This window comes from Pseudomonas oryzihabitans (genome assembly GCF_014522265.1).
Lineage (GTDB): Bacteria > Pseudomonadota > Gammaproteobacteria > Pseudomonadales > Pseudomonadaceae > Chryseomonas > Chryseomonas aestiva.
Genome location: NZ_CP017024.1, coordinates 3,889,464 through 3,914,156, shown reverse-complemented (window position 1 = coordinate 3,914,156; position 24,693 = coordinate 3,889,464). Strand labels below are relative to the sequence as shown.

The 24,693-nt window shown below is 69.2% G+C and carries 21 protein-coding genes and 2 pseudogenes; 11 read left to right on the top strand and 12 right to left on the bottom strand.

The annotated features are described in order from the left end of the window. Window positions 1–3 precede the first annotated feature (3 nt). The 5 genes and pseudogenes from BGI51_RS18160 to BGI51_RS18140 all read left to right on the top strand — a co-directional run bounded on the left by BGI51_RS18160 (window position 4) and on the right by BGI51_RS18140 (window position 5,650). The gene (locus BGI51_RS18160; protein WP_187979236.1) at window positions 4–681 is read left to right on the top strand and encodes a DUF1028 domain-containing protein; all 678 of its coding nucleotides are present in this window, start codon (window positions 4–6) and stop codon (window positions 679–681) included. After that, window positions 678–1,829: an acetylornithine deacetylase gene (gene argE, locus BGI51_RS18155; RefSeq protein WP_187979235.1), complete on the top strand. Its 1,152-nt coding sequence runs from the start codon at window positions 678–680 to the stop codon at window positions 1,827–1,829. Before BGI51_RS18160 ends, argE (BGI51_RS18155) begins: the two co-directional genes overlap by 4 nt. Window positions 1,830–2,004: 175 nt before the next feature. Then, entirely contained in the window at window positions 2,005–2,616 is a 612-nt protein-coding gene (locus BGI51_RS18150) for a glutathione S-transferase family protein (protein ID WP_187979234.1), read from the top strand. A gap of 31 nt (window positions 2,617–2,647) precedes the next feature. Next, a pseudogene (locus BGI51_RS18145) lies at window positions 2,648–4,674 on the top strand (2Fe-2S iron-sulfur cluster-binding protein). Between the two features lie 76 nt (window positions 4,675–4,750). Further along, window positions 4,751–5,650: a LysR family transcriptional regulator gene (locus BGI51_RS18140; RefSeq protein WP_187979233.1), complete on the top strand. Its 900-nt coding sequence runs from the start codon at window positions 4,751–4,753 to the stop codon at window positions 5,648–5,650. Here BGI51_RS18140 and BGI51_RS18135 read toward each other — a convergent pair. The 4 genes from BGI51_RS18135 to BGI51_RS18120 are packed head-to-tail and all read right to left on the bottom strand — an operon-like array spanning window position 5,644 to window position 9,518. Next, window positions 5,644–7,098, bottom strand: a complete 1,455-nt coding sequence (locus tag BGI51_RS18135) for an aldehyde dehydrogenase family protein (protein ID WP_187979232.1) — start codon at window positions 7,096–7,098, stop codon at window positions 5,644–5,646. The genes BGI51_RS18140 and BGI51_RS18135 overlap by 7 nt on opposite strands. A 29-nt stretch (window positions 7,099–7,127) precedes the next feature. Then, entirely contained in the window at window positions 7,128–7,976 is an 849-nt protein-coding gene (locus tag BGI51_RS18130) for a GNAT family N-acetyltransferase (protein WP_187979231.1), read from the bottom strand. A 26-nt stretch (window positions 7,977–8,002) separates the two neighbouring features. Continuing rightward, window positions 8,003–8,392 (bottom strand): RidA family protein, encoded by a 390-nt coding sequence (locus BGI51_RS18125; protein WP_187979230.1) that lies wholly within the window; start codon window positions 8,390–8,392, stop codon window positions 8,003–8,005. Beyond that, window positions 8,382–9,518, bottom strand: coding sequence for an alanine racemase (locus BGI51_RS18120; protein WP_187979229.1), 1,137 nt, complete (start codon window positions 9,516–9,518; stop codon window positions 8,382–8,384). Before BGI51_RS18120 ends, BGI51_RS18125 begins: the two co-directional genes overlap by 11 nt. Window positions 9,519–9,613: 95 nt before the next feature. Between BGI51_RS18120 and BGI51_RS18115 the strand changes: the two are divergent. The 5 genes and pseudogenes from BGI51_RS18115 (at window position 9,614) to BGI51_RS18095 (ending at window position 14,987) form a co-directional block, all read left to right on the top strand. Beyond that, a pseudogene (locus BGI51_RS18115) lies at window positions 9,614–10,521 on the top strand (LysR family transcriptional regulator). 144 nt (window positions 10,522–10,665) lie between these two features. After that, the gene (locus BGI51_RS18110) at window positions 10,666–12,129 is read left to right on the top strand and encodes an NAD-dependent succinate-semialdehyde dehydrogenase (RefSeq protein ID WP_187979228.1); all 1,464 of its coding nucleotides are present in this window, start codon (window positions 10,666–10,668) and stop codon (window positions 12,127–12,129) included. 302 nt (window positions 12,130–12,431) lie between these two features. After that, window positions 12,432–13,721: a 4-aminobutyrate--2-oxoglutarate transaminase gene (gabT, locus tag BGI51_RS18105; protein WP_187979227.1), complete on the top strand. Its 1,290-nt coding sequence runs from the start codon at window positions 12,432–12,434 to the stop codon at window positions 13,719–13,721. Window positions 13,722–13,776: 55 nt separating this feature from the next. Beyond that, the gene (locus BGI51_RS18100) at window positions 13,777–14,466 is read left to right on the top strand and encodes a hypothetical protein (protein WP_187979226.1); all 690 of its coding nucleotides are present in this window, start codon (window positions 13,777–13,779) and stop codon (window positions 14,464–14,466) included. Window positions 14,467–14,495: 29 nt separating this feature from the next. Continuing rightward, a complete protein-coding gene (locus tag BGI51_RS18095; RefSeq protein WP_007161776.1) occupies window positions 14,496–14,987 on the top strand; it encodes an Lrp/AsnC family transcriptional regulator in 492 nt (163 codons plus the stop codon). A 52-nt stretch (window positions 14,988–15,039) separates the two neighbouring features. Here the strand turns inward: BGI51_RS18095 and BGI51_RS18090 are convergent, their stop codons facing one another. Then, window positions 15,040–15,753 (bottom strand): cupin domain-containing protein, encoded by a 714-nt coding sequence (locus BGI51_RS18090; RefSeq protein ID WP_187979225.1) that lies wholly within the window; start codon window positions 15,751–15,753, stop codon window positions 15,040–15,042. A gap of 232 nt (window positions 15,754–15,985) precedes the next feature. Between BGI51_RS18090 and BGI51_RS18085 the strand changes: the two genes are divergently transcribed. Next, window positions 15,986–16,912, top strand: coding sequence for a 2-hydroxyacid dehydrogenase (locus tag BGI51_RS18085; protein ID WP_187979224.1), 927 nt, complete (start codon window positions 15,986–15,988; stop codon window positions 16,910–16,912). An 18-nt stretch (window positions 16,913–16,930) separates the two neighbouring features. Here BGI51_RS18085 and argE (BGI51_RS18080) read toward each other — a convergent pair whose 3' ends face one another. Genes argE (BGI51_RS18080) through BGI51_RS18050 form a run of 7 tightly spaced genes read right to left on the bottom strand, consistent with a single transcriptional unit; the run spans window position 16,931 to window position 24,639 of the window. Beyond that, on the bottom strand, window positions 16,931–18,082 hold the full coding sequence (gene argE / locus BGI51_RS18080) for an acetylornithine deacetylase (RefSeq protein ID WP_187979223.1): 1,152 nt from the start codon (window positions 18,080–18,082) through the stop codon (window positions 16,931–16,933). Continuing rightward, window positions 18,079–19,239 carry an NAD(P)/FAD-dependent oxidoreductase gene (locus tag BGI51_RS18075; protein ID WP_133861766.1) on the bottom strand — a complete coding sequence of 387 codons (1,161 nt, stop codon included), beginning with the start codon at window positions 19,237–19,239 and terminating at the stop codon, window positions 18,079–18,081. Before BGI51_RS18075 ends, argE (BGI51_RS18080) begins: the two co-directional genes overlap by 4 nt. After that, window positions 19,236–20,651 carry an NAD(P)/FAD-dependent oxidoreductase gene (locus BGI51_RS18070; protein WP_187979222.1) on the bottom strand — a complete coding sequence of 472 codons (1,416 nt, stop codon included), beginning with the start codon at window positions 20,649–20,651 and terminating at the stop codon, window positions 19,236–19,238. The genes BGI51_RS18075 and BGI51_RS18070 overlap by 4 nt, the downstream gene beginning before the upstream one ends. After that, window positions 20,636–20,941: a (2Fe-2S)-binding protein gene (locus tag BGI51_RS18065; protein ID WP_133861768.1), complete on the bottom strand. Its 306-nt coding sequence runs from the start codon at window positions 20,939–20,941 to the stop codon at window positions 20,636–20,638. Before BGI51_RS18065 ends, BGI51_RS18070 begins: the two co-directional genes overlap by 16 nt. Continuing rightward, the gene (locus BGI51_RS18060) at window positions 20,938–22,782 is read right to left on the bottom strand and encodes an ABC transporter ATP-binding protein (protein WP_187979221.1); all 1,845 of its coding nucleotides are present in this window, start codon (window positions 22,780–22,782) and stop codon (window positions 20,938–20,940) included. Before BGI51_RS18060 ends, BGI51_RS18065 begins: the two co-directional genes overlap by 4 nt. 1 nt (window position 22,783) lies before the next feature. After that, the gene (locus BGI51_RS18055; protein WP_187979220.1) at window positions 22,784–23,686 is read right to left on the bottom strand and encodes an ABC transporter permease; all 903 of its coding nucleotides are present in this window, start codon (window positions 23,684–23,686) and stop codon (window positions 22,784–22,786) included. Further along, window positions 23,683–24,639 (bottom strand): ABC transporter permease, encoded by a 957-nt coding sequence (locus BGI51_RS18050; protein ID WP_187979219.1) that lies wholly within the window; start codon window positions 24,637–24,639, stop codon window positions 23,683–23,685. Before BGI51_RS18050 ends, BGI51_RS18055 begins: the two co-directional genes overlap by 4 nt. Window positions 24,640–24,693 lie beyond the last annotated feature (54 nt).

Below are 24,693 nucleotides of genomic sequence, written 5' to 3'. Positions count from 1 at the left end.
CCCATGACCTTTTCCCTCACCGCCCGCTGCGCCGAGACCGGTCAATTCGGCATCGCCATCAGTTCGTCGAGCATCGCCGTGGGCGCCCGCTGTCCCTGGCTGCAACCCGGGATCGGCGCGGTCAGCTCGCAGAACATCACCCTGCCCGCCCTGGGGCCGCGCACCCTGGAGCGACTGGCTGCGGGACAGGCTCCCAGCGCGGCCCTGGCCGAGAGCCTGGCCGGCGACGGCTACGCCGAGTATCGCCAGGTGACCGTCATCGACGCCCAGGGCCGCAGTGCCCATCACAGCGGTGCCCATACCCTGGGCGTGCACCAGGCGCGCAGCGGCCGGGACTGCGTGGGCGCTGGCAACATGCTGGCGAGCCCCGCGGTGGTGGAGGCGCTGGTGGAGAGCTTCGAAGCCAGCCAGGGCGCTCTTGCCGAGCGCCTGCTGCGGGCCATGCAAGCGGCCATGGCCGCCGGTGGCGAGGCCGGACCGGTGCACTCGGCGGCGCTGCTGGTGGTGGGCGACGCCAGCTGGCCCATCGTCAATCTGCGGGTCGACTGGGCCGAGACGGACCCCATCGGCGAGCTGGCGGCGCTGTGGCGCGCCTATGAACCCCAGTTGCAGGACTATCTCGACCGGGCGGTGCGCCCGGATCTCGCCCCCGGCTACGGCGTCCCGGGAGACGACCGATGAGCGCCAGCGGTGAACTGCTGGCGCGGCTGGTGGCCTTCGACACCACCAGCCGCGAAACTAACCTCGCGCTGATCGACTTTGTCGCCGGCTACCTGGAGGGCTTCGGCGTACCCTACGAGCTGATCCACAACGGCGAAGGCACCAAGGCCAACCTGTTCGCCACCCTGGGGCCGGCGGACGTGCCCGGTATCGTGCTCTCGGGACATACCGACGTGGTGCCGGTAGACGGCCAGGCCTGGACCCGTCCCCCCTTTGCCCTCAGCGAAAGCGCCGGCAAGCTCTACGGTCGCGGTACCGCCGACATGAAGGGCTTTCTGGCCTGCCTGCTGGCACTGGTGCCCGCGGCCAGCCGTGCGGCCCTGCGCCGCCCGCTGCACCTGGCGCTGTCCTACGACGAGGAAGTCGGCTGCCTCGGCGTGCGCAGCCTGCTCGACCAGTTGGCCCAGCGTCCGGTCAAGCCGCTGCTGTGCCTGATCGGCGAGCCCACGGAGCTGAAACCCGTGCTAGGCCACAAGGGCAAGGTAGCCATGCGCTGCCAGGTGCATGGCGCGGCCTGTCATTCGGCCTATGCGCCTCAGGGCGTCAACGCCGTCGAATACGCCGCGCGCCTGGTCGTGGAACTCGGCCGGCTCGGTGAGGCGCTCAGGACAGCGGAACGCCAGGACCCCCGCTTCGATCCGCCCTTCTCCACGGTGCAGACCGGCCTCATCGACGGCGGCCAGGCCCTGAACATCGTGCCCCAGGACTGCACCTTCGATTTCGAAATCCGCGCCCTGCCCGCCCAGGACCCCTACCAGGTGATCCATCAGCTGCAGGCCCATGCCGAAGCGGCATTGCTCCCGGCCATGCGCGCCATCAGCGGCCAGAGCGCCCTCCGCTTCACCGAACTGTCGAGCTATCCCGGCCTGGATACCGCCATCGAAAGCGAGGCAGCCGACTGGATCGCACAGTTCTGTGGCTCCCGCGAATTCGGTACGGTGGCCTTCGGCACCGAAGGAGGGCTGTTCGCGGCGGCGGGCATCCCCACCGTGGTCTGCGGCCCCGGCAGCATGGCCCAGGGCCACAAGCCGGACGAGTTCATCAGCCAGGCGCAGCTGGATGATTGCGATGCCATGCTGGGGCGGGTGTTGGCCTTCGCCTGCTGCTAGGTCCTGTACCAAATGTGCCTGCGCTCGGTGATGCTTCGTACAGGACCTGGCCCGATCATTCCATTTTGCGGAATGCTGAACTGACCAGAAAGCCCATTCCCTCGAAAGCGCCCTGATCCCAAGCTGGTAGCACCTATCGGGCCCCCTCGGCCCGCTGCCTGCCAGGAGTCGGATCATGAAGCTCTATCACACCCCGCTGTCCGGTCATGCCCATCGCGCCGTGCTCTTCGCCTCGCTGCTGGGGATCGAGGTCGAGCTGATCGACATCGATATTCCGGGCGGCGCCAATCGCACGCCGGAATTCCTCGCCCTCAATCCCTTCGGCCAGGTGCCGGTGCTGGAGGACGGCGCGACGGTCGTCGCCGACTCCAACGCCATCCTCGTCTACCTGGCGAAAAAGACCGGGCGCACCGATTGGCTACCGGAAGATCCGGTCGGTGCCGCCGCCGTCCAGCGCTGGCTATCGGTGGCTGCAGGCGAACTGGCCTATGGCCCGGCGGCGGCGCGACTGATCACGGTATTCGGCGCCCGCCTGAATCCGGAAGAAGTCATCGCCCGCGCCCATGTCCTGCTCGAACGCCTGGAGGCGCACCTGACCACGGGCAAGTGGTTGGCTGCCGATCACCCGACCATCGCCGACATTGCCCTCTACAGCTACCTGGCCGGAGCGCCGGAAGGCAATGTGGAGCTGGCGCCCTATACGGCGGTGCGCGCCTTCCTGCAGCGGGTGGAGGCCCTGCCGGGCTTCGTGCCCTTTCCCGAGACCGCGGCCGGCCTCCGGGCCTGATCGCGCCTTTTCTCCGCTGGAGGTCAAGGTCATGCACGAGCCCCTACCCACCTGGCACACCGGGGAAACCTTCATCCAGGAACGGCTGGGCGTCCGCGAACGCCTGGAGGCCCTGGGGCCGCGGGTGATCCGGCCGTTCATGCCCGACCAGCATCGGCAGTTCTTCGCCCAGCTGCCCTTCGTGATACTGGGCAGCGTGGATGCCGCCGGCGACGCCTGGGCGACGATCCTGGAAGGCCAGCCGGGCTTTCTCGCCTCGCCCACGTCCACCACCCTGGATATCGCCGCCCGCCCGGCCCGCGAGGATCCGGCAGCAGCCGGCCTGGGCGCAGGCGCGGCCGTGGGCCTGCTGGGCATCGAGTGGCACACCCGCCGCCGCAATCGCATGAACGGCGTCCTCAGCCCCACGGCCCAGGGACTGCGCGTGACGGTGGACCAGAGCTTTGGCAACTGCCCGCGCTATATCCAGCTGCGTGACCTGAGCTTCGCTCACGAACCGGGCGCCGTCCCGGTCACGCCCGGGGAGCAGCTCGCCAGCCTGGATGCGTCGGCCCGCGCGCTCATTGCCGGCGCCGATGCCTTTTTCGTCGCCTCCTACGCCGACCAGCAGGGCCAGCGACGGGTCGATGTCTCCCACCGGGGCGGCAAGCCGGGCTTCGTCCGGGTGGACGCCGAGGGCCTGCTGACCATTCCCGACTTCAACGGCAATCTGTTCTTCAACACCCTGGGCAATGTCGTCGCCACTGGCCGGGCCGGCCTGCTGTTCGCGGACCTGGAGCGCGGTGATCTGCTGCAGCTGAGCGGTACCGCCGAGGTACTGCTCGACTCGCCCGAGATCGCCGCCTTCGAGGGTGCCGAACGCCTCTGGACCTTTCGCCCCCAGCGTATCGTCCGTCGCCGTGGTGCCCTGGCGTTGCGCTGGCAGGCGCAGCCCGGCGGCGAGTCGGACAGCAGTCGGCTGACCGGCAGTTGGGCGGAAGCCGAGCAGCGCCTGCGGGCCAGGGCCCAGGACCGCTCCTGGCGTCCGCTGCGCATCACCCGGATCGTCCAGGAGAGCACCACCATCCGCTCCTTCCACCTCGAATCAGGGGACGCTTCGGCCCTGCCCCCTACCAGGCCGGTCAATTCCTGCCGATCCGGGTGACAGCCGAGGCGGGGCAACCCTCCCTGGTGCGAACCTATACCCTGACCTCCCTTCCCGCCGACGGCCATTACCGCATCAGCGTCAAGCGCGACGGGCTGGTCTCGCGGCTGCTGCACGACCAGCTGCGCGAAGGCGACCTGATCGAGGCCCGGGCACCCGCCGGCGACTTCACCCTGGCGGTCTCGGCGGAGCGCCCCCTGGTGTTCCTCGCCGCCGGGATCGGTATCACTCCGTTGCTGGCCATGCTGCGCCAGGCGGTCCATCAGGGTCGGCGGCCAGTCACGCTGTTCTATGGCGCGCGGACCCAGGCGGAACGGGCCTTCGACCGGGAGCTGAGCGAGCTGATGGCCAGGGCTCCGGAAGCGCTACGGGTGATCAGGGTGCTGAGCGATCCCGCGGCTGCCCTCCCCGGGGTGGACTATGACGTCGCCGGGCGCATCGACATGGCACTGCTGGGCCGCCAGCTGCCCTTCGGTGACTATGACTTCTACCTCTGCGGTCCCGCGGCCTTTACCCAGGGCCTCTATGACGGCTTGCGCGGTTTTGGTATCGAGGATGCCCGTATCCATGCCGAAGCCTTCGGTCCGGCCGGCCTGGTGCGCAGCGGTGCGGCGACGGCGGCGACCGTGCGGCCTGCCGCGGCCACCGAGGCCGTCCGGGTGCGCTTCGCGGCGTCCGGCCAGCAAGCGCAGTGGACGCCCGCCTCCGGCAGTCTGCTGGAGCTGGCCGAGGCCCAGGGCCTGGAGCCCGCCTTCAGCTGTCGCGAGGGGCACTGTGGCAGCTGTCGCACGGGGCTGCTCCAGGGCGCGGTCACCTATGCCGAGGAACCCGCCGCGGCGGTCGCCGCCGACCAGGCCCTGCTCTGTTGCGCGCGGCCCGCCTCCGGGTCCGCGCCACTGGAGCTCGATCTCTAGGCTGGCCTGCCTGGCCGGGTCGACTACCATGGGCGTCTTGCCGGGCCGCTCCGGCGCCCTGAGGAAGACCCCGCAGATGGATCGTTGGCAGGCGATGCGCGTATTCGTGAAGGTGGCCGAGACCGAGAGTTTCGCCCGCGCGGCCCGGGATCTGCACCTGAGCGCCCCGGCGGTGACCCGCCTGGTGGCGGGCCTGGAAGCGCTGGTCGGCGCCCGCTTGCTGGTGCGCACTACCCGTTCGGTGAAACCCACCGAGGCCGGCGTTCGCTATCTGCAGGATTGCCGGCGCATCCTCGGCGAGATCGCCGAGGCGGAACTGGCCGCGGCCGGGCACTACGCCAAGCCGGTCGGCACCCTGGCGATCACCGCGCCGCTGCTCCTCGGCCAACTGCACGTATTGCCGCTGGTGCTGGACTACCTCGGGCGTTATCCGGACGTGCGCGCCCGGACCTTCTTCGTCGACAGGCCGGTGAACATCGTCGACGAGGGCATGGACATCGCCCTGCGCATCGGCCAGTTGGCCGACTCCGGCCTCACCGCCATTCAGGTCGGCTGCATGCGGCGGGTGGTCTGCGCCGCGCCCAGCTACCTGGCGACCCGTGGCATCCCGCGGACGCCCGCCGCGCTGCGCGATCACCGCGTCCTGGTGTCCCACAGCGCCTGGTCGTCGCTGGAATGGCGTTTCGCCGGGGGACAACGGGTGGTGGTCGAGCCTTTGCTGCACAGCAACACCAATGCCGCCGCGATCAGCGCGGCCGAGAGCGGTCTGGGCCTCACCCGCGTGCCCCACTATCAGATCGCCCAGGCCCTGGCGGACGGCACGCTGCAACTGGTACTCGAAGACCACGAGGAAGCGCCGCTGCCGGTCAATCTGATCTATCCCGAGGGGCGCCAGGCGCCGGCCAAGGTCCGGGCGTTCATCGACCTGGCGGTAGCGGGATTGCGGAGCAATCCGCTGTTCAACCCGCGTCAGTGACCGAGGATCGCCTTGGTCTCCAGGTATTCCTCCAGGCCGTGGACGCCATATTCGCGCCCGTTGCCGGAGCCCTTGTAGCCGCCGAAGGGTGCGCAGGGGTTCCAGGCCGGATAGTTGAGATGGACCTGCCCGGCACGAAGACGGGCCGCCACCGCGGCGACCTGGTCGGGATCGCGGCCCTGGACGTGGGCACTGAGGCCATAGCGGCTGTCGTTGGCGATGGCGATGGCTTCCTCCACGGAACCGTAGGGAAGCAGGCAGAGCACCGGCCCGAAGATCTCTTCCTGGGCGATGCGCATGCCGGTGGTGACCGCCGAGAAGACCGTGGGCCGCGCATAGAAGCCTACCGGCTGATCCTCCGGGCGCCCCGGTCCGCCGCAGACCAGCCTGGCGCCCTCCGCCAGGCCGCTCTCGATCAGTTCCTGCACCCGGGCGAACTGGGCGCCATTGGCCAGGGGACCATGGGTCGTCGCGGGCGCCAGGGGATCGCCGACCACGAGGCTGGCCACGGTGGCCGCCGCCAGGCGCTCCACCTCCGCCAACTGGATCTGGGGCACCAGCATCCGCGTCGGCGCGCTGCAGGACTGGCCGCTGTTGCGAAAGGCGGCCAGCACGCCCTTGGCCACGGCCATCTCGAGGTCGGCGTCGGGTAGCAGCAGGTTCGGCGACTTGCCACCCAGCTCCTGGGTCACTCGCTTCACGGTGGCGGCGGCGGCCCGGGCCACCTGCACCCCGGCGCGATTGGAGCCAGTGATGGAAATCATGTCGACCTCGGGATGCTCGGCCAGCGCGGCGCCGACGGTGGGGCCGTCACCGTTGATCAGGTTGAACACCCCGGCCGGTATCCCCGCGTCATGGACCGCCTGGGCGAACAGCAAGGCGCTCAATGGCGCCAGTTCGCTGGGCTTGAGCACTACCGTGCAGCCAGCGGCCAGCGCCGGCGCGACCTTGGCGGTGATCTGGTACAGCGGCCAGTTCCAGGGGGTGATGAGGGCGCAGACGCCGATGGCCTCGCGGCGGATGCGCAGCGTACCCTCGCTGCGCTCGAAGGCGTAGTCGAGCGCGACCTCGCGCGCGACGCGCAGATGTTCCAGGGCCAGGCGCACCTGCAGGGCGCGCGCCGCGGCCAGGGGCGCGCCCATCTCCCGGGAGATGACCTGGGCGAAGCTTTCGCTGCGCTGCGTCAGCAGGCCATGGAGTCGCTCCAGCAGCCGGGCCCGGGCGGCCGGGGTACGACCGGACCAGTCGCTGAAGGCCGCGCGGGCGGCCTGTACGGCCCGATCCACCTCGGCGGCGCTGCCCAGGGCCACGTCGGCCAGGGGACGTTCATTCGCCGGGTTGATCACCCTGACCCGTTCCGGGCCGGCGGCGGGCACCCAGCGACCGTCGAGATAGAAGTGGCTGGTGGTCCGGGAATCGAGCAGGTCGTGCAGCGTGGCGTCCAGCATGGCGGTGTCTCCTGAAGATTGAACGCGACTCAGCCCAGCGCCTGGGTCACCAGGGCGAAGGATCGGACACTCCCCGACGCTCGTGGCGGCGTGCCTCTGGCCATGCGCGGGGCGCGATCCACGCAGGCCAGGCCGGCGGCTACCAGCCAGTCGGCCAGGCCGCAAGCGGCGAGGATGTCGATGCGCACGAATTCACCCTGGGTCGCCTCCAACAGCGGTGCGATCAGGGCCTTGGCCGCCTCGGCATCCGGCGCTACCACAGGGCCTATCACCAGGCCCCGGCCGAAGTGTCTGAGCAGGGCCAGCCCCTGCAATTCACCCGCCCGCTCCAGCCCCAGCACCTGCAACGCCTCGGGCAGCAGCTCATCCAGCAGCCGAGTACGCTGCAGACCGCTGGCGGCGTTGGCCAGGGCGATTGCCTGCGGATAGTCGGCCGGCGCCAGGCGGCGGCAGCGCGACTCGGCGAGCACCGGCGCGGCGGGCGCACTGGCCAGGCAGCCCTGGTGCTGCTGGATATGGTCGAAGGTCGCGAAACCCAGGCTAGCGTACAGCGGGGCGCCCGCCTCGGTGGCATTGAGGATGGGCGTGCGCGGCGCCGTGGCGTCCAGGCACAGCTGCATCAAGCGCCGGCCGATCCCCTTGCCCTGCTGCTCATCGCTGACGATCACCAGGCCGATGGACGAAAAGTCGCCCTGGTGGCAGGCGAAGGCGATGCCCACCAGTTGCCCCTCGTGTTCGGCGACGAACCCGTCAGCGGTGCGCTGGACCAGGGCCCAATCGGCTTCCCGATGCGGCCAGCGCAGCCGTTGCGACAGCGCATGGGCGGCCGGCAGGTCCCGGGCGGTGGCGGGGCGATAGCTGTAGGTCGAGGCGTTCATGAGCTCTCCTGGTGGGATGTCCGGGATCAGCAGGCGCGGGCCAGCGCCTCGATCTCGACGAGATAACCATGGTGCAGGTGCGGCACGGGCACCACCGCCCGCGCCGGGCGATGGTCGCCCAGGTACCCGGCATAGAGGCGGTCGAAGGTGGGCCAATGCTCGACACCCACCACATAGACGGTCACCTTGAGCAGATCCTGCGGCCCACGCCCGGCGGCGGTCAGGATGGCGCAGAGGTTGTCCAGGGCGATGCACGCCTGATCGGCGAAGCTCGCCGCCATGCTGTGACTGCCATCGGGCCGCACCGGCAGTTGCCCGGAGACATACAGCAGCCCCTGGTAGGCCACCGCCTGGCTGTAATGCCCACCAGGTGGCGCGGCGGTGGCGGTCTGGATGAATTCGGGATCAACGGCCATGCAGACGGCTCCAGGCAGTGAGGGCGCCGGTGGCGTCCACGGCGTGATAATGATCGAACTGGCCACCGGTGGCGCAGGCGTGATTGGGCAGGACGCGGAGGCGACTGCCCACGGGGAAGCGCTGCTCCAGATCGGCGGGCGCCCCTCCCGCGAAGCTGATCATGCCGTGCTCCTGATTGGCGCCGGACAGGAGCGCGCCTTCGAGCCAGGTCCCGTCCAGGTCGCAGACCTGGCCGTAACCGAAATCGCGTTGCTGTCGCTGGGTACCGCGGTCGCGACTCAGCGCCATCCAGCCGGCGTCCACCAGTACCCAGCCCTTTTCCGGCTGGTGGCCGATCACCGTGGTGAGGACACTCAGCGCCAGGTCGTCGGCGCGGCAGATGCCGACGTTGAGCATCACCAGGTCCTGGAAGACATAGACCCCGGCACGCACCTCGGTGACGCCGGTCAGGTCCAGGGCCGACAGCGCCGTGGGTGTCGAGCCGATACTCACCTGCGGACAGGCGAAGCCCTGGGCCCGCAGCCGCTCGGCGGCCGCCACGCAGAGGGCGCGCTCCTGCTCGGCCAGCGCCTGCAAGGCCGTGGGCTCGTGCAACTCGTAGCTGGAGCCGGCGTGGGTGAGCACGCCCACGAGAGTCATACCGCCGGCCCGCAGCACCTCGGCGACCTGCAGCAGTTTGGGATCGTCCGGCTGCAGGCCGGCGCGATGACCGTCGCAGTCGATCTCCAGCCAGACGTCGAAGGCTTCGGCATGGCGCTGTCCGGCTTCGACGATGGCGCGCGCCCCCGCCAGGCTGTCGGTGAGAATGCCGAGCCGGCAGCCCCGCCGCCGCAGCGCCCGCACCTGCTCCAGCCGCGCCGGGGCGATGGCCACGGCATAGAGCACGTCGGTGATGCCCAGGGCGAAGCAGGCCTCGGCCTCCTGCAGCGTGGAAACGGTCACGCCCTCGGCGCCCGCGTCCAGTTGCCGGCGCATCACCGCCTCGCTCTTGCTGGTCTTCACGTGGGGCCGCAGGCGTACGCCGAGGGCGTCCATGCGTGCTTGCATGAGCTGGATGTTGCGGGTCATCCGCGTCTCGTCGATGAGCGCGGCGGGGGTGTCGAGGGTGAGCAGGGACGGGGTCATGGCAGGGACTCGACCAATGGGCGTTGGCTCGACTGTACCCAGCCAGCCTGAACCTGTGCTTCAATTCAATTGACTCATTCCTTCAGCTCAGATTAATGATCGCCATCGAAGACCTGCGCCTGATGGTGCTGCTGGCCCGTTCCGATTCCTTGAGCGCGGCGGCGCGCGCCCTGAACGTCTCGCCGCCCGCCCTCTCCACTCGGCTGCGCAGGCTGGAGGCGCGGCTCGGCGTGGCCCTGGCCAATCGCGATGCTCGGCGGCTGAGCCTCACCCCGATGGCGAACGCCTGGCCCAGGAATGCGCCGAGCTGCTCGAACGCCTGGACGCCCTGCCCGAGGCGTTCGCCCGCCACGACCAGCCATTGGTGGGTACCCTGCGCCTGGCGGCACCCTTCGGCTATGGTCGCCAGCGCATCGCTCCGCTGCTGGCCCGCTTCGCCAGCCTGCATCCAGGCGTGCGCCTGCAACTGGACCTGCGCGAGACGCCCTGGCCCGATCGACACGACAGCGACGCGGTCATCCATATCGGCGCTATCGAGGACAGCTCCTGGATCGCCAAGCCCCTGGCGCACAACGAGCGCTGGCTGTGCGCCAGCCCCGCCTACCTGGCCGAGCACGGCGTGCCCCGGGAGCCGCAGGACCTGCTGCGGCACCGTTGCATCTGCATCCGCGAGAACGACGAGGACGTGACGCTCTGGCAGCTCCGCCACGCTGAGGAGCGCCGGACACTGCGCATCGAACCTGCGCTGCTGACCAACGACGGCAGCGTGGCCCGACGCTGGGCGGAACAGGGCCAGGGCATCGTGCTGCGCTCCGAATGGGACGTGGCCGACGCCATCGCCCGCGGCGCGCTGGTCCGGTTGCTGCCGGACTGGCGTTTCGATCGTGCGCCCATCACCCTGCTGGTCCCCGCGCGAAAGCAGCGCAGCGCCCGGCTCCAGGCGCTGGCGCGCTTTCTCGACCGGGCGGTGAAGGGGCTGGAGGCGGACACCGACGCGCAATAAAGGCAGCGCCCGAGGGCCGCCGCAGAAACTGCGGCGAGGCGGTGAGGAACACCGCGGGCAGCGCTCCGGCACCCTGCATTTCGGCATTCGCCACCGTGGCCGCTCCCTAGACTCAGGGACTGACCTGCCACTGGGAGCGCCACCATGCCACTGCACCCCGATCTGCGAGACCCACGCCTGTTCAAGGAATCCGCCTATGTCGACGGTCGCTGGATAGCCGCCGACAACGGCGCTACCTTCGCCGTGGAAAATCCTGCCACCGGCGCCGTCATCGCCCAGGTGGCGGCACTGGAGGCGACGGAAACCGCCCGCGCCATCGCCGCCGCGGAAGCGGCCTGGCCGGCCTGGCGCGAGCGTCCGGCAGCCGAGCGCGCGGTCCTGCTGGAGCGCTGGCACGCGCTGATGCTGGAGCATCAGGAAGACCTGGCCCTGCTGATGACCCTGGAACAGGGCAAGCCCCTGGCCGAGGCGCGCGGCGAGATCGCCTATGGCGCCAGCTTCGTCAAATGGTTCGCCGAGGAAGCCCGGCGCAGCTTTGGCGACATCCTGCCCGCCCCCGCCCGGGATCGCCGGGTGCTGGTGCTGCGGCAACCGGTGGGGGTCGCCGCCGCCATCACCCCCTGGAATTTCCCCAACGCCATGATCACCCGCAAGGCCGCGCCGGCGCTGGCCGCCGGTTGCCCGGTGGTGATCAAGCCCTCGGACCTCACCCCGCTGTCGGCCCTGGCGCTGGCCGAATTGGCCGAGCGCGCCGGCTTTCCGCCCGGCGTATTCAACGTGCTCACCGGGATGCCCGCCGGCATCGGCAGCGAACTGACCGGCAACCCCGCGGTGCGCAAGCTGTCCTTTACCGGCTCCACGCGCATCGGTCAGCTGCTGCTGGCCCAGTGCGCGGCCACGGTGAAGCGCACCAGCATGGAACTGGGCGGCAATGCGCCCTTCATCGTCTTCGACGACGCCGATCTGGACCTGGCCATCGCCGGGGTGCTGCAGAGCAAATTCCGCAACGCCGGCCAGACCTGCGTCTGCGCCAACCGCATCCTGGTGCAGGACGGCATCCACGACCGCTTCGCCGAGCGGCTGGTCGCCGAGGTGGCCAAATTCAAGGTGGGCAACGGCCTGGAGGCCGGCGTGACCCTCGGGCCGCTGATCAATCGCCTGGCGGTGGACAAGGTGGCGCGCCATGTCGACGACGCCCTGACCCAGGGCGCCAAGGCACTGTTCGGCGGACCGCCCGGCGGCCGCGACCAGTTCGTCGCGCCCACGGTCCTGACCGGCGCCACGGCGGACATGCTGCTGGCCCGCGAGGAGACCTTCGGCCCGGTGGCACCGCTGTTCCGCTTCCGCGACGAAGCCGAGGCCCTGGCGCTGGCCAATGCCACGCCCTACGGCCTGGGTGCCTACTACTACACCCAGGACCTGCGCCGCGCCTGGCGCGTCGGCGAACAGCTGGAATTCGGCATGGTGGCGCTCAACACCGGCACCCTGTCGATGGAGGTCGCCCCCTTTGGCGGCGTGAAGCAATCCGGCCTGGGCCGCGAGGGCTCGCACCTGGGGCTGGACGAGTACCTGGAGGTCAAGGCCTGGCACCTCGGCGGCCTCGCCTAGGCTTATCTGAAAACTGCCTGCGCTCGGCCATGCTGCGTTGAAAATCAGCTGGGTCGCCAGTCCGATCGGGATGCTCATTTACCACTCGTAAACTCCGCTTCCTCACTGATTTTCGCCTTGCCTGACCTTCCCTCGGCAACTTTTCAGAAAAGCCTATGAACGCTTTTGGCGGCAGGCAACCGAAAATGCCGCCGCCCCCAAGCAAAACAGCCGATCACGATGCCGGGGCTGGCAACTTCAGCGTTACCGACCCTGCGGCCTGCGTAGGCTGGAACTCTCGCCCCTGCCTGGAGTATCGCTGCATGAATTCCGCTGCCAAAGCCACCGACCGCCTGCTGGGTCTTCGCGAACAAGGCGTGCCCCGCGGCATCATCACCGCCCATCCCGTCGTGGTGGCCCGCGCCCAGGGCAGCGAAGTCTGGGACGTGGACGGGCGTCGCTACCTCGATTTCGTCGGCGGCATCGGCGTGCTCAACGTCGGTCACAACCATCCACGGGTGGTGGAGGCCGTACGCCGCCAGGTCGGAGAGATCTCCCATGCCAGCTTCCAGGTGATGGCCTACGAGCCCTACCTGGAGCTGGCCAGCCGGCTCAATACCCTCATCGGCGACGGCGAAGCCTACAAGACGCTGCTGCTGACCTCCGGCGCCGAAGCCGTGGAGAACGCCATCAAGATCGCCCGCGCCCACACCCGGCGCCCCGGGGTGATCGCCTTTCGCGGCGGCTTCCATGGCCGCACCCTGCTCGGCGTGACCCTCACCGGCTTCGCCCAGCCCTACAAGCAGAACTTCGGCCCCTTCCCCGGCGACATCTACCACGCGCCCTACCCCGATGCCTTCCGCGGGGTGGATAGCCAGCAGGCCCTGGCCGGCTTGCGCGAAGTCTTCGCCACCCAGATCGCGCCCGACCAGGTGGCTGCCCTCCTGATCGAACCGGTGCAGGGCGACGGCGGCTTCCGCCCGGCGCCGGTGGAATTCCTCCAGGCGCTACGCGCCCTCTGCGACCAGCACGGCATCGTGCTGATCGCCGACGAGATCCAGACCGGTTTCGGCCGGACCGGCAGCCTCTTCGCCTTCCAGCAGACCGGCGTCCAGCCCGACCTGGTGACGGTGGCCAAGAGCCTGGCCGGTGGCCTGCCGCTCTCCGGGGTGGTCGGTCGCGCCGCCATCATGGATGCGCCCCTGCCCGGCGGCCTCGGCGGTACCTACGGCGGCAACGCCCTGGCCTGCGCCGCGGCCCTGGCGGTGCTGGACGTGTTCGCGGAAGAAGATCTGGTCGCCCGTGGCGTCGCCCTCGGCGAGCAGCTGCGCAACGGTCTGCTCGAGCTGCAGCGGCGGCATCCACGCATCGGCGAGGTGCGCGGCCGCGGCTTCATGCTGGCGGTGGAAATGGTCGGCGCCGATGGCCAAAGCCCGGACGCCGCCCTCGCCCAGCAGGTCATCGACGGCGCCCGCCAGGCGGGCCTGCTGGTGATCAAGTGCGGTGTCGAACGCAACGTCATCCGCTTCCTGGCACCGCTGGTGACCACCGAGGCACAACTGGCCGAAGCCTTGCACATGTTCGGCCAAGCCCTCGCCCAGGCCGGTGCCTGAGGTCGAACGTAACGCCGCCTGATATCGGCAGAGCGGCGCCAAGGGGAAACCGACCATGAGAATCACGCGTTACCAGGCCATAGGCTTTTCCTGCTACGGCACCCTCGTCGACCGCGAAGGGGGCATCCTCGAAGCCCTGCGCCCCCTTGTGGCGCAGGCGGGCCTCAGCACCCATCCCGACTGGCTGCTCGGCAGCTATCACCGCCTGGCCCGCGAGCTGCGCCAGGCCACGCCCAACGCCAGCCAGACCAGCCTGCACCTGCGTATCCACCAGCGTCTGGCGCAAGAGTTGCAGCAGGAAGACGATCTGGATGCCAGCGTGGCCTTTGGAAACGCCACGACGTGCTGGCCGGTGTTCGAGGATGCGCCGGGCGCGCTGCAGTACCTGAGCAAGTTCTATCGATTGGTGTTGCTGGCCTCGCCCGATGACGGCGAGGCCGCGGCGGTCACGGCACGCTTGCCCGAGGTGTTCGCCGCCGTGATCCCCAACCGCGGCGGCGATCTGCGCCTGGCGCTGGACAACACCCTGGAAGAGCTTGGCCTGGCGCGCGGGGATCTGCTGCCGGTAAGGGGCAGCGAACCGGACGACCCCTGGAACCCCCTGGTGGATTTTCCGCTGTGTACCTTGCGCCGTGATCGCTCGCGGCCCTGGAACCTTTCACGGCAGGCCCTGGATGGCACGCGGTGCGAGTACGCGAGTCTCGCCGACCTGGTGCATGCGCATCAGACCGCCCTGCGTGCCTAGCCTGACGTTCACGACTGCGAGGAACGACGATGGACGCCGCAACAAAACTGGACCGCATCGACATCAACATCCTGGTGCAACTGCAGAAGGATGGCCGGATGACCAATGTCAGTCTCGCCGAAGCCGTGGGCCTCTCGCCCAGCCCCTGCCTGCAGCGCGTCAAGCGCCTGGAGGCGGCCGGCTACATCAGCGGCTACGAAGCCCACGTCAATCTCGCCAAGATCGCCAACTCGGTGACGGTCTTCACCGAGGTCACCCTCTCCGACCACAAGCGCGCCGACTTCGTGAAGTTCGAGTCCTTCATCCGCGGTGTCGACGAGATCCTCGAATGCCACCTCATCAGCGGCGGCTACGACTACCTGCTGCGGTTCATGTGCAGCAGCATCGGCCATTACCAGGAGCTGATGGAATCCATCCTCGACCGCAACGTCGGCATCGAGAAGTACTTCAGCTACATCGTCATCAAGTCGCCGGTGGTCAAGAACGCCCTGCCGCTGCGCAGCCTGATCAAGGCGGGCTGACCACCCTCGCCGCGACGCTCCACCAGCATCCCGCTGCCGGAGCGTCCTCTTCTCAGCGCAGGATGCAATACAGCTTGCGCACGCTCTCCCGGCTGTCCCAGGCCATGGGCGTTTCCGCCGGTACCAGCACCGCCTCGCCCGCCTTGACGGTGCAGGCCGCTTCCCCTTCGACCTCAAGGGTCACGGCGCCGGCATGAAGCAGCATCAGCTCGCAGTGGGGATTGCTCACCGCCTTGCGCCGGTAGGCCGTGCATTCCCACATCCCGATCCGCAGGGCGCCGCCACCGCTTTCGAACAGATCGCAGCCGGTGGCCGTGGGCTCAGGACTGAGCAGGACGCTGGCCGCCGGCGGCGGCGAGGGCTCGCGCGGGGCCGCGGGATCCAGCAGCACGGGTCCCTGCGGCATGGGCCCCTCGCTGGCCCGGCCGGGAAAGGCCATGAACAGGCGCCGCAACTCGCCGCTATGACGCCAGCGACAAGTCAGACCCCGCGGCAGGATGAAGGCATCGCCGGCCTCCAGCTGCAGGACCTTTCCGTCCCATTCCAGCTGCAGCGCTCCGGCCTCGATGAGGCTGACTTCCACCCAGGGGTAGTCGTCCAGCTGGCAGTCGGCGGAATGAGCAACGGCGCTGCCCATCACATAGCCCAGGCGGCCATCGTGCAGGTGCGGTTCCCGGCCGGCGGCCAGGGGATCAGCGTGCAGCGGTTGCAGCGCGCGGGGCAGCTGGCGGTCATTGGGCGGTTGGCAGTAGTGCAGCAAGGGCATGGCGAATCCTCAGGACCAGAGGCGCGGCGGGCGTGCCGCGGACCTGGCCAGTATCGACCGCCAAGGCGCCTGGGTTATGGCGTTTGCGCCCCGGACCAGCACAGAAGCTACCGTTTTTCCCAGAAGCGGCGCAGTTTCCACCGCACCACCGATCATGACGGCGATGCCAGGGATTTCAGGACAAACTACCGCCCCGTTGCGCCATCCTTGGGCTTTGCCGGAGACCTTTCCCATGACGCTGCTCTACAAGGCCGACCCCGAACGCGGCCAGGCCTGGCGCCGCCTGTTCCAGGAACGCGCGCCCGATATCGAATTTCGCCAGTGGCCAGAGGTGGGCAACGCCGACGAGGTCCGCTACCTGGCCTGCTGGCAACCACCAGAAGACCTCGCCAGCCGCTTTCCCAACCTGGAGGTGTTGTTCGCCACCTCGGCCGGGGTCGATCAGTTCGACCTGAGCCTGCTGCCTGCCGACCTGCCGGTGGTGCGCATGCTCGATCCCGGCATCGTCGCCGGCATGGTGGAGTACGCGACGCTCATGGTCCTGGCCCTGCATCGCCAGCTGCCGCGCTACCTCGACCAGCAAGGTGCGGGGCGCTGGCAGGAACATGCCCTGGTGACGGCGGAGAACAGACGCGTCGGGGTGCTCGGCCTTGGCCAGATCGGCCAGGCGGTGCTGGAGCGCCTGACGAGCTTTGGCTTCGCGCTGTCGGGCTGGTCACGATCGCCCCATGAGCTGCCAGGGGTACGCTGTCATGCCGGCCCCGATCAGCTGCCCGCCTTTCTCGCCGACTGCGAGATTCTCATCTGTTTGCTGCCGCTGACCCGGGAGACGCGTGGAATTCTCGCTGCCGAACTGTTCGCCGCCCTGCCTCGTGGCGCCAGCCTGATCAACCTGGGACGTGGCGCCCAGCTGGTGGAGGCCGATCTGCTGGCGGCCCTGGACAGCGGTCAGCTGAGCCAGGCGATACTGGATGTGGTGGAACCAGAACCGCCCACGGCCGACCATCCCTTCTGGCAGCACCCGCGTATCTGGCTGACACCCCACGTGGGCGCCATGACGGTGCCGGAAACGGCCTTCACCGTGCTGCTGGACAACATCCGCCGCCACCAGCGCGGTGAGCCGATGCAGGGTTTGGTGGATCGGCAGCGGGGGTATTAGCCGAGGCTCCGGGTGGCCTTAGCCCAAGGCCACTCGCAACCGTCCGAGCAAGGCATCGCAGGCTTCCAGCTGGCTGATCTCGACGTATTCATCGGGCTTGTGCGCCTGTTCGATGCTGCCGGGCCCGCAGACCACCACCGGGGTGTCCAGCCGATTGGCGAAGAGGCCGCCCTCGGTGCCGAAGGCCACCTTGAGCTGCGCCGTCCCCGGCTCGACCAGGGTCTGCAGGAAGCGCACGGCCTCGACGCTGGGATGGGTATCCAGTCCGGGATAGGCGTTGACCGTCTCGATTTCGATGGCGGCCTTGGCTGAGGTCTGTTGTGCCTCCCTGACCAGGCTGTCCGCCGTTTCCTGCAGCGCGGCGACCAGGCTGGCGGGATCGTCCGCCGGCAGATGGCGAATCTCGAAGTCCAGGGTGCAGAGGTTGGGCACGATGTTCAGCGCCTTGCCGCCGTCGATCCGCCCGACATGCAGGGTGGTATAGGGAATATCGTAGGCCGCGTCGTGCGCGCCCTCTTCCGCCAGCCGCCGCTGGCTGGCGCGCAGGGCGCCGACCAGGTCGCTGGCCAGGTGGATGGCGTTGACGTGCCGCGGCGCCAGGGAGGAATGACCTTCCTGGCCATGGCAGTGGGCGCGCAACGCGGCCTTGCCCTTGTGGCCGAGGGCGACCTGCATGTTCGTGGGTTCGCCGACGATGCAGAGGAAAGGTCGCACGGGTGCCATTTCCAGCACATCCAGCAGTCGCCGTACACCGACGCAGCCGATCTCCTCGTCGTGGGAGAGCGCGAGCTGCAAGGGTCGTTTCAGCGGTTCACCGCGAGCGGCGTCCAGCAGCGCCACCACCGCACAGGCGACGAAGCCCTTCATGTCGCAGGCGCCGCGGCCATGGATCCGGCCCTCCTTGAGGGTCCCCTCGAATGGCGGCAGCGTCCAGGCCTGGCCGGCCACGGGCACCACGTCCGTATGCCCGGAGAGCAGCACGCCGGGCACGTCGCCTGGGCCGACGCTGGCGAAGAGATTGGCCTTGCGCCCGCTCTCGTCGAGCACCAGGCGGCAGGCGATACCGGCGCCTTCCAGCAGGCCCTGCACATACTGTATCAGCGCCAGGTTGGAGTCGGCGGAGACGGTGGGAAAGCCGATCAGGGTGCGCAGCAGGTCCTGGCTGTTCATCCGGCGAGGCTCTCGCTGCGCGGTTGCGCGAAGCGGCCGATGTCGAAGGCCGCCAGGGGCGTCTCGGTACGCCCGGTGGCGATCAGCTCGGCCATGGTATCGCCCACGCCCGGGCCGAGCTGGAAGCCGGCGCCACAGAAGCCGAAGGCGTAGTAGAGGCCGTCCACCTGACTGCTGGGCCCCATGATCGGCAGGTCATCGACGATATAGCCCTCGACCCCGCTCCAGGTACGGATCACGTTGATCCGCCCCAGCGCCGGCGCCAGGCGGCGCAGCTGGGCCAGTTGGTTGAGCATGCCATGGGGCTCGGCCCGGGCCAGGCGGGTATCCAGGTCCGGTCGGGTGCGGAAGCAGCCGCCAAAGATGACGTTGCCCCGGGGGATCTGGCGGAAATAGATGGTCTCGCTCACCAGCGGCGAAGACACGCCCACGGTCTCGCGGAAGACATAGGGCAAGGGCTCGGTGACCCCCATCTGCGGGCCGTGGGTCTCGATGGGCACCGGCTCGCCGAACTGGCTCGACAACCGGCTGCCCCAGGCACCGGCGGTGATCAGCAGCCGTGGCGCCTGATAGCGCCGGCCATCGGCGGCCTGCACCAGGAAGTCACCGCCCGGCTTTGTGACCTGGGTGATCTCGACCCCTTCCTGGAGATCGACGCCTTCGCGCACCGCGGCGCGGGCGAATGCCGGGGCGGCCAGGCGCGGATTGGCGTGGCCATCGTGGGGCGCATAGGAGCCGGCCACCACCTCGGGGCCCAGATAGGGAAACTTCTCGTGCAGCGCCGCGCCTTCAAGTACCTGAAGTTCCAGGGCGGCGGTCTCCGGCGCCCGTGCATACTCGTGCAGCATGGCGATGCGCGCCGGATCGTAGACCACCCGCAGATGACCGCCTGGAATGAATTCCAGATCGTCACCGATAAGCTCCGGCAGGCGACCCCAGATCCCCCGCGACCGCGTGGCCAGCGCGACCTGACTCAGGTAGCGGCCCTGACGGCGGACATTGCCGAAATTGGTGCCACTGGCGAAGCGCCCGACCTGGTCACGTTCCAGCAGGAGCACCGACAAGCCCCGGCGACGCAGGAAAAACGCGCTGGCGCTGCCCATGATGCCGGCGCCGACGATGATGACATCGGCCCGGTTGGCGGCCTGTTGACTCATGATGAAACCTCCTCTTCGCTGGTCACGATGCCCAGCGGCAATGGCCGGATCGGCGCCTGGCCACGCAGGCGGCCGACGGTTTCCACCGGCACCCCCGATTCGGCGGCGATGATCTCGGCCCCGGCCTGGGCGCAATAGCGACCCTGGCACCGGCCCATGCCGACCCGGCTGAAGGCCTTGGCGCGGTTGGCTTCACGGGCGCCCTTTTCACGCACCACGGCGCGCAGTTCACCGGCGGTGATGCCTTCGCAACGGCAGACCACCGCGGTGTCCGGCAGACTGGCCATCTGCCTGGCCGGCCAGGGAAAGGCCTCGGCCAGGCCCAGGCGAAAGCGCTCCTGCACCGCCAGCGCCTCGCGGCAGCGCTCGGCGAGGCCGCCGGGCGCCGTGCGGCCGAGATCGGTCAGGACCGCGCAGGCGGCCAGTTGCCCGGCCAACTCGGCGCCGTCGGCGCCCCGTACCCGCGCCCCATCCCCGGCGGCATAGACGCCGGGCGTGGAGGTGCGGCCGTCGCCGTCCAGTTGCAGCACCCACTGGCCGGTCGCCTGCTCGAATTCGAAGGCGCAGCGGGCCAGGTCGCCCAGCTGGGTTTCCGGGCGCAGGTGATACCCCAGGCCCACGGCGTCACCTGCTACCTCCTGGCGCAAGCCACGGGCATCGGCGAAGGCCACACCGGCAACCCCCTGCTCGGCATCGCCGAGGATTTCCAGCGAGGTGACGCCGAAATGCAGCGGCACACCCGCGCGCTTGAGCGCGGCCATGAGCTGCACGCCCTTCCAGGCCACCCCCGGGCGGGCCAGCAGCTTGGGCGTCGCCAGGGCACGCAGGCGCAGCGGCGCGGTGTCGAGTACCGCCGCCACCGTGGCGCCGGCCTGCTGGTACTGGGCGGCGACGAGATAGAGCAAGGGCCCGCTGCCCATGAAGATCACCCGGCGGCCGATGGACACCGCCTGGGCCTTGAGGGCGATCTGGGCGCCACCCAGGGTATAGGTGCCGGCCAGATTCCAGCCCGGCACCGGCAGCAGCCGATCGCCGGCACCGGTACAGAGTACCAGGGCGTCGAACTCCAGGGTGCGCTGGCGATTGCCCTGCGCCGTATAGAGAGTGCGCTCGTGCAGGTGCCAGGCCAGGGTATCCGGGCGGTAGTCGAGGCGCCCACGCAGGCTGTCGAAGGTGCGGTGCAAGGCCTCGGCCTTGCCTGCCTCGCTGCCATAGAGGGTGGCGTAGGGCCGCTGGAAACCCTCGGGCTGACGGCGATAGATCTGGCCGCCATCGCGGCGATTCTCGTCGATCACCACCGGGGCGATACCCGCGGAAAGCAGGGTTTCCGCACAGCGCACGCCAGCCGGACCCGCGCCGACGATGACCACCCGCGGCGGGTTCGCGCCCTGTTGAACTAGGCCAGATTCCATACGGCCTCCGGTTGCGTGGTCAGGATCTGCAGGCCTTCGCGTACCTCGGTGCCGCAGGCGCGCAGGCGTTCGCCCTCGGCCGTCCAGACCCAGCAATCCTGGCAGGCGCCCATCAGGCAGAAGCCGGCGCGACGTTCGTCGCCGAATTCGGAGCGGCGCAGCGCCGGGCCGTTGGTGAGCAAGGCGACCATCAGGGTGTCGCCGGCCAGGGCGGTGACCGGCAGGCCATCGACACTGAGGCTGACCTGCGGTCGGCCGGTTTCGCCGAGACGCTGGAAGCGGGTAGTCATGCGCGAACTCCTTGGGTGTGCAGCACGGTACCGCCCTGCAGTCGTTGCAGGGCGTCACCGTCGTGATGACAGAGGATGCGATTGCCACCGGCCAGCATCCGAGGCTGCGGCGGTACCCGGTCGCAGCGCCCGTCAATGCGTACCGGGCAACGTTGCAGGAAGCTGCAGAGTCGGCCACTGGCGGCTGCTGACGGGACCCAGGGCAGCGGCGTACGGATCGGCTGTTCTTCCAGCCAGCCCTGACGCAGCTCGGGCACCGAGGCGGTGAGCAGGTCGGTGTAGGGATGCAGCGGCGGATGCTGCAAGGTGGCCGGCGTGCCCACTTCCACCGGCTGTCCGGCATAGAGCACCAGCACCTCGTCGCACAGGCTGCGCACCGTGGAGATGTCATGGCTGATGAACAGATAGGCCAGCCCCAGTTCGCGGCGCAGTTCGGCGAGCAGGTCGAGGATGGCGGCGCCGACCACGGTATCCAGCGCCGAGGTGACCTCGTCGCAGAGGATCAGCTCGGGTTCGGCCGCCAGTGCCCGGGCCAGGTTGACCCGCTGCTTCTGACCACCGGACAGTTCGCCCGGACGCCGACTGGCGAGGCTGGCCGGCAGCTGCACGCGGTCGAGCAATTCGCGGACCTTGCGCTGGCGGGTCGCCTTGTCAAAGGCGTGATAGGTCTCCAGCGGGCGCATGAGGATGCGTTCCACGCTGTGGGACGGGTTGAGCGCCGTGTCGGCGTTCTGATAGACCAGTTGCACCCGGCGGAACTGCTCACGGGTGCGACCTTCCAGGCCTGGCGGCAACAGTTCGCCGCCCAGGCGCACGCTGCCCTGGGCCGGCGGCAGCAGGCCGGCGATCACCCGCGCCAGGGTCGACTTGCCCGAACCGGATTCGCCGATCACACCCAGGGCCTGGCCCTTGGCGATGCTCAGGTCGATGCCTTCCAGCACCCGGTAGTGCGGCAGGCCATCGGCGCCGAGGGAACCATAGCCCGCCACCAGATCCCTGACCTCCAGGATCGGTGCCGTGGTCTCCACGGTGGGCAGGCCACGCTCCGCCAGGGGTTCCGGCCGGGCCGCGGCCAACAGGCTGCGGGTATAGGGATGCCGGGCACTGGCCAGCAGCCGCTCGGTGCGGCGATTCTCATAGACTTCGCCACCATTGAGCACCAGGATGCGATCGGCCATCTGGGCCACCACCGCCAGGTCGTGGGAGACGTAGATGGCGGTCACGCCGCGCTCGCGCACCACCTGCTTGAACACCCGCAGCACCTCGATCTGGGTGGTGACGTCCAAGGCCGTGGTGGGTTCATCGAGGATCACCAGGGTCGGATCGGTGATCAGCGCCATGGCGGCCATCAACCGCTGCAACTGACCGCCCGAGACCTGGTGCGGATAGCGCTGGCCGATGTGCTCGGGGTCCGGCAGCGCCAGCTCCTTGAACAGTTGCAGCGCCCGCGCCTCGGCTTCCCGGCGGTTCAACACGCCATGGATCAGCGCGCTCTCGATGATCTGCTCCATGAGCCGCCGCGCCGGATTGAAGGCCGCCGCCGCGCTCTGGGCAATGTAGGCGACGGTGCGACCGCGCAGGCGCCGCAGGCCAGCGGCGTCCAGCTCCAGCACCTGGGTGTCGCCGACACGGATCGAGCCACCGGCCAACCGACAGCCCGCCCGGGCATAGCCGAGCAACGACAGGGCGATGGTGGTCTTGCCCGAGCCCGATTCACCGATCAGCGCCAGCACCTCGCCCTTGGCCAGGCTGAAGCCGACGTCCTTGACGATGGTGGTTTCACTGCCGTCGTCGCCCTGGGCGACCACCCGCAGGTCCTTGACCTCTACCAGCAATTCCATCTCAGCGCCCTCCCCGGCGTCGCGCGCCGAACCGGTCGATGAGCAGGTTGACACCCACGGTCAGGGTGCCGATGGCCAGCGCCGGCATCAGCACCGCCGGGGCCCCGTCGGCCAGACCGCCGATGTTTTCCCGGACCAGGGAGCCCAGGTCGGCATTCGGCGGTTGCACGCCGAGACCGAGAAAGCTCATGCCGCTGAGCAGCAGCACGATATAGACGAATCTAAGCCCCAGATCGGTGAGCAGCGGCAGGCGCATGTTGGGCAGCATCTCCCGCAGGGCGATGTAGAACCGGCCCTCGCCGCGGGTGCGGGCGACCTGGACGTACTCCAGCTCGGTGAGGTTCATCGCCAGGCTGCGGGCGATGCGATAGCAGCCGGGGGCATAGCCCACCACCGCCATGACGATCAGCAGCGGCACCGAGGAGCCGAAGGCCGAGACCATGACCAGCGCCAGCATCTTGCTCGGCAGCGAGATCAGCGCATCGATCAGCCGTGACAGCGGCTCGTCCACCCAGCGGCCGGACAGCGCCGCCAGTAGACCGAGCCCGGTGCCCAGCACGCAGGAGAGCACGGCGGCGACCAGCGCAAGGCCGACGGTGAATCGGGCGCCGTCGAGGATGCGACTGAGGACATCGCGTCCCAGGTAGTCGGTGCCCAGCAGGTGCGCCTGACTGTAACCGGCCAGCACCGCGCTATCGCCCAGGGCGCCCGGGTCATAGGGGGTCAGCCAGGCGCCGAACATGGCGATGAACAGCCAGAAGGCCACCAGCACGCCGCCGCAAATGCCGGTCAGCGACCAGCGGGCCCGCCGCCGGGTACGGGGGGGTGACAACTGGGCGTCGAGGGTCTTGCCATCCACCGGCAGGACGGACGCGGCACGTACGGGAGTCACGGGTCGGGTCATAGCGTTCTCAGCCTCGGATTGGACAGGATGGCGCAGAGATCCGCCAGGGTCATGAGGACCAGATAGGCGCAGCAGAACAGCATGGCGCAGGCCTGGATCAGCGGCAGGTCGCGACTGGCGACGCCGTCCACCATCAGCTGGGCGATGCCCGGGTAGTTGAAGATGGTCTCGACGATCACCACCCCGCCCATCAGGTAGGAAAGACTCAGGGCAATGGAGTTGGCGATGGGGCCCACGGCATTGGGCAAGGCATGGCGCAGCACGGCGCGGACCGGACCGACGCCCTTGAGCCGCGCCATCTCCACATAGGAACTCTGCAACTGCTCCACCAGGGCTGCGCGGGTCATCCGCGCCATCTGCGCCACGATCACGCAGCACAGGGTGCCCACCGGCAGCGCATAGGCGCGCAGGAAATCCAGGGGGCCGCCGATGTCATGGGCGAAGGTCAGCGCCGAGGTCCACTGCAGGTGCACGGCGAAGACCAGCACCGCCAGGGTCGCCACCAGGAATTCCGGTACCGCGACGATGCCCAGGGTAAAGACGTTGAGGGCCCGGTCCAGGCGGCCGCCGGCATTCATCGCCGAGACGATGCCCAGGCCCAGCGCCAGGGGCACCGACACCAGGGCGGTGACCCCGGCCAGCATCAGCGAGCTGCCGAGCCGATCGCCGATCATGCTGGTGATGGGCATCTGGCTCGCCAGCGACTGGCCGAGATCGCCGTGCAGGAGACCGCTCAGCCAGTGGACGTAGCGCAGCAACGCGGGCTGGTCGAGACCCATCTGGGCACGCAGGGCCGCGACCTGCTCGGGCAGCGCGAACTGGCCCAGCGCCTGCTGGGCGGCATCGCCCGGCAACAGCGCGGAGACGAAGAACACCAGCAACGAGACGATGAGCAGGGTCAGCAACCCGCCCCCGAGGCGTCTGGCGATGAGCGTGAAAACGGAAAGGTCCAAAGCCACCTCCTGCTTGAGCGTGGAGCGGCGAGCCGGGCCCCTGCGGACAGACTC